Genomic DNA, 7,556 nt, shown 5'->3' with positions numbered 1-7,556 from the left:
CGGCATTGCGGATGTCCACCGAGGAGTAGAACGGCGGCGTGTGCTCCATCCACTCCAGCCGGAACCAGCGCTCGATGGCCGGCATGGACTCCAGGATCCGCTGTTCAAGCTCGTTGATGGGGCCGGTCAGGGCGGTGACGAGGTGGGGGACCATAGGATGGAGGGCGCCAGAGTGGAGACGGAATTCTGGCAGATGGGGCTGCCGTCCCGGAATGCAAGTGATCCGGCGGACGGGCAAAAAAAAAGGACTGCCCGCAGGCAGTCCCCAACTCGCTCCGAAACTGAATCTTGGTCTTGGATCGGGGGCCTGCGCCCCCGGGACATCACTTGTTGTAGGCGGTTTCGCCGTGAGAGGTGATGTCCAGACCTTCGCGCTCTTCCTCTTCCGGGACGCGCAGACCGATGACCAGGTCGACGATCTTGTAGGCGATCACCGAGACCACGCCCGACCAGACGATGGTGATGCCCACGGCCTTGGCCTGGATCAGCACCTGGCTGGCGATGCTGTAGGCATCCGGGGTGACAGTGGTGGCCGTGACCCAGTCGCCCACGGTGCTGGGGCCGCCCAGGGCCGGCGAGTTGAACACGCCGGTCAGCAGGGCACCCAGGATACCGCCCACGCCATGCACGCCGAAGACATCCAGGGTGTCGTCCGCGCCGATGATCTTCTTCAGACCGGTCACGCCCCACAGGCAGATGAAGCCAGCCAGCAGACCGATGATCAGCGCACCACCGATGCCGACGTTGCCGGCGGCCGGGGTGATGGCCACCAGGCCAGCAACGGCGCCGGAGGCGGCACCCAGCATTGAGGCCTTGCCCTTGTGCAGGGCTTCACCCAGCGACCAGGACAGCACGGCGGCGGCGGTGGCCACGAAGGTGTTCATGAAGGCCAGGGCGGCGAAGCCGTTGGCTTCCAGGGCGGAGCCGGCGTTGAAGCCGAACCAGCCCACCCACAGCAGGGCGGAACCGACCATGGTCAGCGTCAGGCTGTGCGGCGCCATCGATTCCTTGCCGTAGCCGATGCGCTTGCCGATCATGATGGCGCCCACCAGGCCCGCCACAGCGGCGTTGATGTGCACCACGGTACCGCCGGCGAAGTCCAGGGCGCCCATCTGCCAGATGTAGCCGGCCTTGGCGTTCATCGCGTCGACCACTTCCTTGCCGGAGTAGGCGTCCGGGCCCATCCAGAACCAGACCATGTGGGCGATCGGCGCGTAGCTGAAGGTGAACCACAGGGCCATGAACAGCAGCACGGCGGAGAACTTGATGCGTTCGGCAAAGGAGCCGACGATCAGCGCGCAGGTGATGCCGGCGAAGGTCGCCTGGAAGGCCGCGAACACGATCTCGGGGATGTAGACACCCTTGCTGAAGGTGGCGCCGTTGGCGAAGGTGCCGGCGACGTTGTCCCAGATGCCCTTCATGAACAGACGGTCGAAGCCGCCGATGAAGGCATTGCCCTCGGTGAAGGCCAGGCTGTAGCCGTAGATGGCCCACAGCACGACGATCAGCGAGAAGGTGACCATCACCTGCATCAGCACCGACAGCATGTTCTTGCTGCGCACCAGGCCGCCGTAGAACAGCGCCAGGCCCGGCACGGTCATCATGATGACCAGCAGGGTGGAAACCATCATCCAGGCGGTGTCGCCCTTGTTGGGCACGGGGGCCGGGGCAGCGGCCTCGGAGGCGGCCGATGCGGCCGGAGCCGCCTCAGAGGCGGCCGGGGCGGCGGCGGGTGCCGAGGCGTCGGCCGAGGCCGCAGCCACCGGTGCCGAGGCAGCGTCCTGCGCGATCGCGGTTCCCGCGAAGCCCAGGACCGCGAGGCCCAGGGCGAGGGAAGCAACAAGCTTTCTCATCATGATGTGCGAGTCTCTTTGTCAGGGTGGGGCAGCGTCAGAGGGCATCCTTGCCGGTCTCACCGGTGCGGATGCGGACGACTTGCTCGAGAGGGGACACGAAGATCTTGCCGTCACCGATCTTGCCGGTGCGGGCGGAGGATTCGATGGCCTCGATCACGCGGTCGACCAGCGCGTCGTCGACGGCGGCCTCGATCTTGACCTTGGGCAGGAAGTCGACGACGTACTCTGCGCCGCGGTAGAGCTCGGTGTGGCCCTTCTGGCGGCCAAAGCCCTTGACTTCGGTCACGGTGATGCCTTGCACGCCGATGGTGCTCAAGGCTTCCCGCACTTCATCAAGCTTGAAGGGCTTGACGATGGCTGTCACCATTTTCATTCTGTGCTCCTGGAGGGTTGAGGCCAACGGGCGTGCTGGCCGTGATGCGGGGTGTCAGAACGTCTTGTGGACGTGGCCGGGAAGAAGGTCTGCCACAGCGGACGTGGCGAGTGCGATGCAACAGGACTTCATGCAGTGCTCCGGTTGGACCGTTCCCGGCTGAACAGTGGGTCGGAACGGAATCGACAGGCATCTTGCAGCTTTCATGCCACCTCCGGGGCGCTCCTCAGGGGCATGCACCTGCCCGAGGTTCGCTCTTGGTGCGTGTCGTGGTGCGCAGGGCGGAGGGCGCGAAAGAGTGCACCAAAATGGTGTATTGACGTCGTCAAGCCAAGGATGGCCTTGCGCCGGACCCTGGGCTACACCTGTGGTCGGTGATCGGGCAGGCCAGGGGGCCTGTGTCCGGTGCAGCGGAGGAATCGGATGTCGTATGCGGTGGTGGCCAGTCGGGCCCTGGACGGGGTGCAGGCGCCCGCGGTGATGGTGGAGGTGCATCTGGCCAACGGCCTGCCCAGCTTCACCCTGGTGGGTCTGGCGGACACCGAGGTCAAGGAGGCCCGGGAGCGTGTGCGTGCCGCACTGGCCCAGAGCGGTTTCGAGTTTCCCCACAACCGGCGCATCACGGTGAATCTGGCGCCGGCCGATCTGCCCAAGGAGTCGGCGCGCTTCGATCTGCCGATGGCCCTGGGCATTCTGGCGGCGCAGGGCGTCATCGATCCCCAGCGGCTGGCGGGCTGGGAGTTCGCGGGCGAACTCTCCCTGGCGGGGGCGCTGCGTCCGGTCACCGGCGCGGTGGCCCTGGCCCTGGGCGCCCGCCAGGATGGGGCGGGCCGCCGGCTCGTGTTGCCGGCCGACAGTGCGGCCCTGGCGGCCAGGGTGCCCGGATTGGAGGTGCATTCGGCCCGGCACCTGGGGGAGGTGGTGCAGTCCCTGCTGCCGCAAGGGGAGGCACTGCCGCTGGCGCGCCCCCCGGCCGCAGTGGGCCGCCCCGCGGGACCGGATCTGCTGGATGTCCGGGGCCAGCGGGCCGCCCGACGGGCGCTGGAAATCGCCGCCGCTGGCGGGCACAGCCTGCTGCTGATCGGGCCGCCTGGCTCCGGCAAGTCGATGCTGGCGCAGCGCCTGCCCGGCCTGCTGCCGCCCATGTCCGAAGAGGAGGCCCTGGAGAGTGCCGCCTTGCAGGGGCTGGGGGCCAGTGAGCTGGCCCCGGCGGATGTGTGCACTCGACAGGTGCGTTCGCCCCATCATAGTGCGAGTTCGGTGGCCCTGGTGGGGGGCGGCAGCCCGCCCCGGCCTGGCGAGATCTCCCTGGCCCACGGGGGCGTGTTGTTTCTGGACGAATTGCCCGAATTCGCCCGTTCCGCCCTGGAGGCCCTGCGCGAACCCCTGGAAAGCGGACACATCACCATTTCGCGGGCGGCCCGCCAGGCCCGCTTCCCGGCGCGCTTCCAACTGGTGGCCGCCATGAACCCCTGTCCCTGTGGCTGGCTGGGGGCCCAGGCGGTGACGGGGCGGACCTGCCGCTGCGCGCCGGACACCGTGGCCCGCTACCAGGCACGTATCTCGGGGCCGCTGCTGGACCGCATCGACATGCAGGTGGAAGTGCCCGCCGTTCGCCCGGACGAGCTGCTCAACGGGCCGGCGGGAGAATCCACCGCGGCTGTGGTGGCCCGGGTCCGGCCCGTCCAGGCGCTGCAGCAGGCCCGGCAGGGCGGGCCCAATGCCGGGTTGGCCGGCGAGGCCCTGGAGACGCATGCGCCGCTGGCGCCCGCCGCGCGCCAGTTCCTGCAGAACGCGGCGCAGCAGCTGGGCTGGTCGGGGCGCAGCATCCACCGGGTGCTCAAGGTGGCGCGCACCATTGCCGACCTGGCGGCGCAGGAGGTGATCGAGGTGCCCCATGTCGCGGAGGCGATGCAGTACCGCCGGGTGATCCAGGGCGGCTGAGTCGGACAGTCGCTGCACTGAAATCAGCGTCGTGTCTCAAGCCCTTCCCGGAGTCTGCCGTGTCCCGTCTGCGGGCCCAGATGGCGCCACCAGCGCATGCGGCGACCTTGTCTCATCTGAGTGCCCGGCGCCTGCCGGTGGCGGAGTTGCTGTGTCCAGGCCGAGGCCACCCGGGTGACCCTGGAAGCCCCGGGTGACGCCGGCGAGAGCGCCTTTCGCGCTGCTTGTCGCAGTGGCTGCCGACCGGAGCGGCGCTCGCGTCGTCCGTCGTGAGGATGTTTGGGCGGTGATGGAGCCTCGTCCGGGCAGGAGGGTGTGCTTCTTGCGTCATCTCTCCGAATCAGGATGGCCCCACCGAGGGCCTTTGGGAGCGGGTGGGTTGACGCTGATGGCCATGGGGCTCCCGTACACTGGACCCGATTCAAGGATCACGCCATGCCGACCACACCCATCTCCGTGCAACCCGTCATCATGGCCGGTGGCAGCGGCACCCGCCTGTGGCCGCTCTCGCGGGCCGGCTTTCCCAAGCAGTTCCTGGCGCTCTCGGGCGACGACAGCCTGTTCCAGCAGGCCGCGCGCCGGCTGGCCGGCCTGTCCAGCGACGGCATCGCCGCCCAGCCGGTGCTGGTGGTGGGCAATGGCGAACACCGCTTTCTGGCGCTGGAACAGCTGCGCGAGCTCAAACTGGCTCCTTCGGCCGTGCTGCTGGAGCCGGTGGGCCGCAACACCGCGCCGGCCCTCACCTTGGCCGCCCTGGCGGCGCTGGAAGGGGGCGAGGACCCGGTGCTGGTGGTCACCCCGGCCGACCAGACCGTGGCCGACGAGGTCGGCTTCACCGCCACGCTGCGCGAGGCCGTGCGGGTGGCGGCAAGCGGTGCCATCGTCATTCTGGGCATCACCCCGGATCGGCCCGAAACCGGCTACGGCTACATCCGCGCGGCAGCGGCCGAATCCGGCGAGGTGGCCAAGGTGCGCCAGTTCGTCGAAAAGCCCGACCGGGCCACCGCCGAGCGCTACCTGGCCGAAGGCGGCTACACCTGGAACAGCGGCATCTTCGTGCTCAAGGCCTCGGTCTGGCTGGCCGCGCTGGAGGCCTTCCGGCCGGACATCGCCAGCGCCGTGCGCACGGCCTGGGCCGGTCGGGAGCAGGACGGTGTCTTCGTGCGGCCGGGCAAGGAGGCCTTTGCCGCCGTGCCGTCCGAATCGGTGGACTATGCGGTGCTGGAGAAGTGCCCCGGCAGCGCCTTCGACATCCGCGTGTTGCCGCTGGCCGCCGGCTGGAACGACCTGGGCGCCTGGGACGCCGTCTGGCAGGTCGGTGCCAAGGACGAGGCCGGCAATGTCACCCAGGGCGACGTGCTGCTGCAGGATGCCCGCGACACGCTGGTGCATGCCACCAGCCGTCTGGTCAGCGTGGTGGGGCTGAGCGATGTGGTCGTGGTCGAGACGCCCGACGCGGTGCTGGTGACCGACCGCGCCCGCAGCCAGGACGTCAAGCACATCGTCACCCAGCTCAGCGCTTGCGGCCGTGGCGAGCACACCCTGCACCGCAAGGTGCACCGGCCCTGGGGCTGGTACGACAGCATCGACCATGGCGGACGCTTCCAGGTCAAGCGCATCATGGTCCGCCCGGGGGCCTCGCTGAGCCTGCAGATGCACCACCACCGGGCCGAGCACTGGATCGTGGTCAGCGGCACGGCCGAAGTCACCTGCGGCGACAAGACCGTGCTGCTGACCGAGAACCAGAGCACCTACATTCCGCTGGGCGAGGTGCACCGCCTGACCAACCCGGGCAAGCTCGACCTCGAGCTGATCGAGGTTCAGTCCGGCAGCTACCTGGGCGAGGACGACATCGTCCGCTTCCAGGACACCTACGGCCGCACCAGCTGACCCGAGGCTGCGGTGCCGACCATGAGGGAGGGGAGCGGCCCATGCTGATCGGCGACAACGGCGTCTTTGTCGAACGCCTGAAGACCGGTTCCACCCACATCAGGCGGCAGCTCAAGGCTTGCTGGGCAGGCACAGCGAGGGCAAGCACAACGAGCCCAGCGACGAGCGGCGCGGCTATCGACCGGGTCATCATCGGTTCGGCGCGCGACCGGTCTTGGTACCTGTCATGGTGGTCCTGCGGCTTCCAGCGTCGCGGCAGCCCCCGCACCCGCCTGCTGGATGCCCAGAATTGGCCGCGCGGCCTGCCGCTGCAGCTGGCCCGGGTTGATCGCGGCATCAAGCCTTCGAGGTCCACTGCGGCAACCTCCAGTTCAGGCCCTGGGCACGTCCCGGCACGGCGCTGGGCTGAGCTTCCGCGCTGGCCGACAATAGCCCCATGAGCCTGTTCCTTTCCTCAGGCCGCCTCTTGCTCGGGGGGCGGCCATGAAAGTCCTGATCACCGGCGCGGCCGGCTTCATCGGCATGCACGTGGCCGAGCGCCTGCTGGCGCGCGGCGACGAGGTGGTCGGCATCGACAACCTCAACGACTACTACGACCCGGCGCTCAAGCAGGCCCGGCTGGCCCGACTGAGCCCGCTGCCGGGCTTTCGCTTCCAGCGCCTGGACGTGGCCGACCGCGCCGGGGTGGAGGCGCTGTTCGCGGCCGAGCGTTTCGACCGGGTGGTGCATCTGGCGGCCCAGGCGGGGGTGCGCTACTCCATCACCCATCCGCACGCCTACGGCGAGTCCAACCTGACGGGCTTCCTGAACATCCTGGAAGCCTGCCGTCAGCACCCGGTGGCCCACCTGGTCTACGCCAGCAGCTCCAGCGTCTACGGTGGCAACACCCAGATGCCGTTTTCTGAGGCGGATGCGGTGGACCATCCGGTGAGCCTGTACGCGGCCACCAAGAAGGCCAACGAGCTGATGGCCCACACCTACAGCCACCTCTACCGCCTGCCCACCACCGGCCTGCGCTTCTTCACGGTCTACGGGCCCTGGGGCCGGCCGGACATGGCCTACTTCAGCTTCACCCGCAAGATCCTGGCGGGCGAGCCCATCCCGGTCTTCAACGAAGGCCGCATGCAGCGCGACTTCACCTACATCGACGACATCGTCGACGGCGTGGTGGCGGTGCTGGACAAGCCGGCGACCCCGGCCGAGGCCTACGACCCGGGCGCCCCGCACCCGGGCCTGTCCAACGCGCCCTACCGCATCTTCAACATCGGCAACCAGGACCCGCTGCCGCTGGGCGAGTTCATCGCGGCCATCGAGGCCGCGCTGGGCCGCGAGGCCGTCAAGCAGTACCTGCCCATGCAGCCCGGCGACGTGGTGGCCACCTCGGCCGACGTCAGCGCCCTGGCGGCCTGGACGGGCCTGAACCCCGGCACCCCGCTGCGCGAAGGTATCCAGCGCTTTGTCGACTGGTACCGCGATTACCACCGCATCTGACC

At 68.9% G+C, this 7,556-nt stretch carries 7 protein-coding genes; 4 read left to right on the top strand and 3 right to left on the bottom strand.

All coding sequences use genetic code 11. The features are described from left to right. The 3 genes from I73_RS32440 to I73_RS06820 all read right to left on the bottom strand — a co-directional run. A partial coding sequence (locus tag I73_RS32440; RefSeq protein ID WP_199899039.1) for a glutamate--cysteine ligase occupies positions 1–154 on the bottom strand: 154 nt, incomplete at its 3' end. Between the two features lie 169 nt (positions 155–323). Beyond that, positions 324–1,853 (bottom strand): ammonium transporter, encoded by a 1,530-nt coding sequence (locus I73_RS06825; protein ID WP_026096407.1) that lies wholly within the window; start codon positions 1,851–1,853, stop codon positions 324–326. A 37-nt stretch (positions 1,854–1,890) separates the two neighbouring features. Beyond that, complete coding sequence (locus I73_RS06820) at positions 1,891–2,229, bottom strand: P-II family nitrogen regulator (protein WP_022979924.1); 339 nt, start codon at positions 2,227–2,229, stop codon at positions 1,891–1,893. A gap of 423 nt (positions 2,230–2,652) precedes the next feature. On the opposite strand from I73_RS06820, the gene I73_RS06815 reads away from it, so the two are divergent. The 4 genes from I73_RS06815 (at position 2,653) to I73_RS06805 (ending at position 7,554) form a co-directional block, all read left to right on the top strand. Beyond that, positions 2,653–4,173 (top strand): YifB family Mg chelatase-like AAA ATPase, encoded by a 1,521-nt coding sequence (locus tag I73_RS06815; protein WP_022979923.1) that lies wholly within the window; start codon positions 2,653–2,655, stop codon positions 4,171–4,173. 435 nt (positions 4,174–4,608) lie between these two features. Next, entirely contained in the window at positions 4,609–6,063 is a 1,455-nt protein-coding gene (locus tag I73_RS06810) for a mannose-1-phosphate guanylyltransferase/mannose-6-phosphate isomerase (protein WP_022979922.1), read from the top strand. A gap of 41 nt (positions 6,064–6,104) precedes the next feature. Further along, positions 6,105–6,503 carry a hypothetical protein gene (locus I73_RS32435; RefSeq protein WP_148289712.1) on the top strand — a complete coding sequence of 133 codons (399 nt, stop codon included), beginning with the start codon at positions 6,105–6,107 and terminating at the stop codon, positions 6,501–6,503. 43 nt (positions 6,504–6,546) lie between these two features. Then, positions 6,547–7,554, top strand: a complete 1,008-nt coding sequence (locus tag I73_RS06805; RefSeq protein ID WP_022979921.1) for an NAD-dependent epimerase — start codon at positions 6,547–6,549, stop codon at positions 7,552–7,554. Positions 7,555–7,556: the final 2 nt, after the last annotated feature.

It is taken from the genome of Ideonella sp. B508-1 (genome assembly GCF_000333615.1).
Taxonomy (GTDB): domain Bacteria; phylum Pseudomonadota; class Gammaproteobacteria; order Burkholderiales; family Burkholderiaceae_C; genus Ideonella.
The sequence above is the reverse complement of the archived record's forward strand: the minus strand, read 5'-3'. Positions and strand labels throughout refer to the sequence as shown.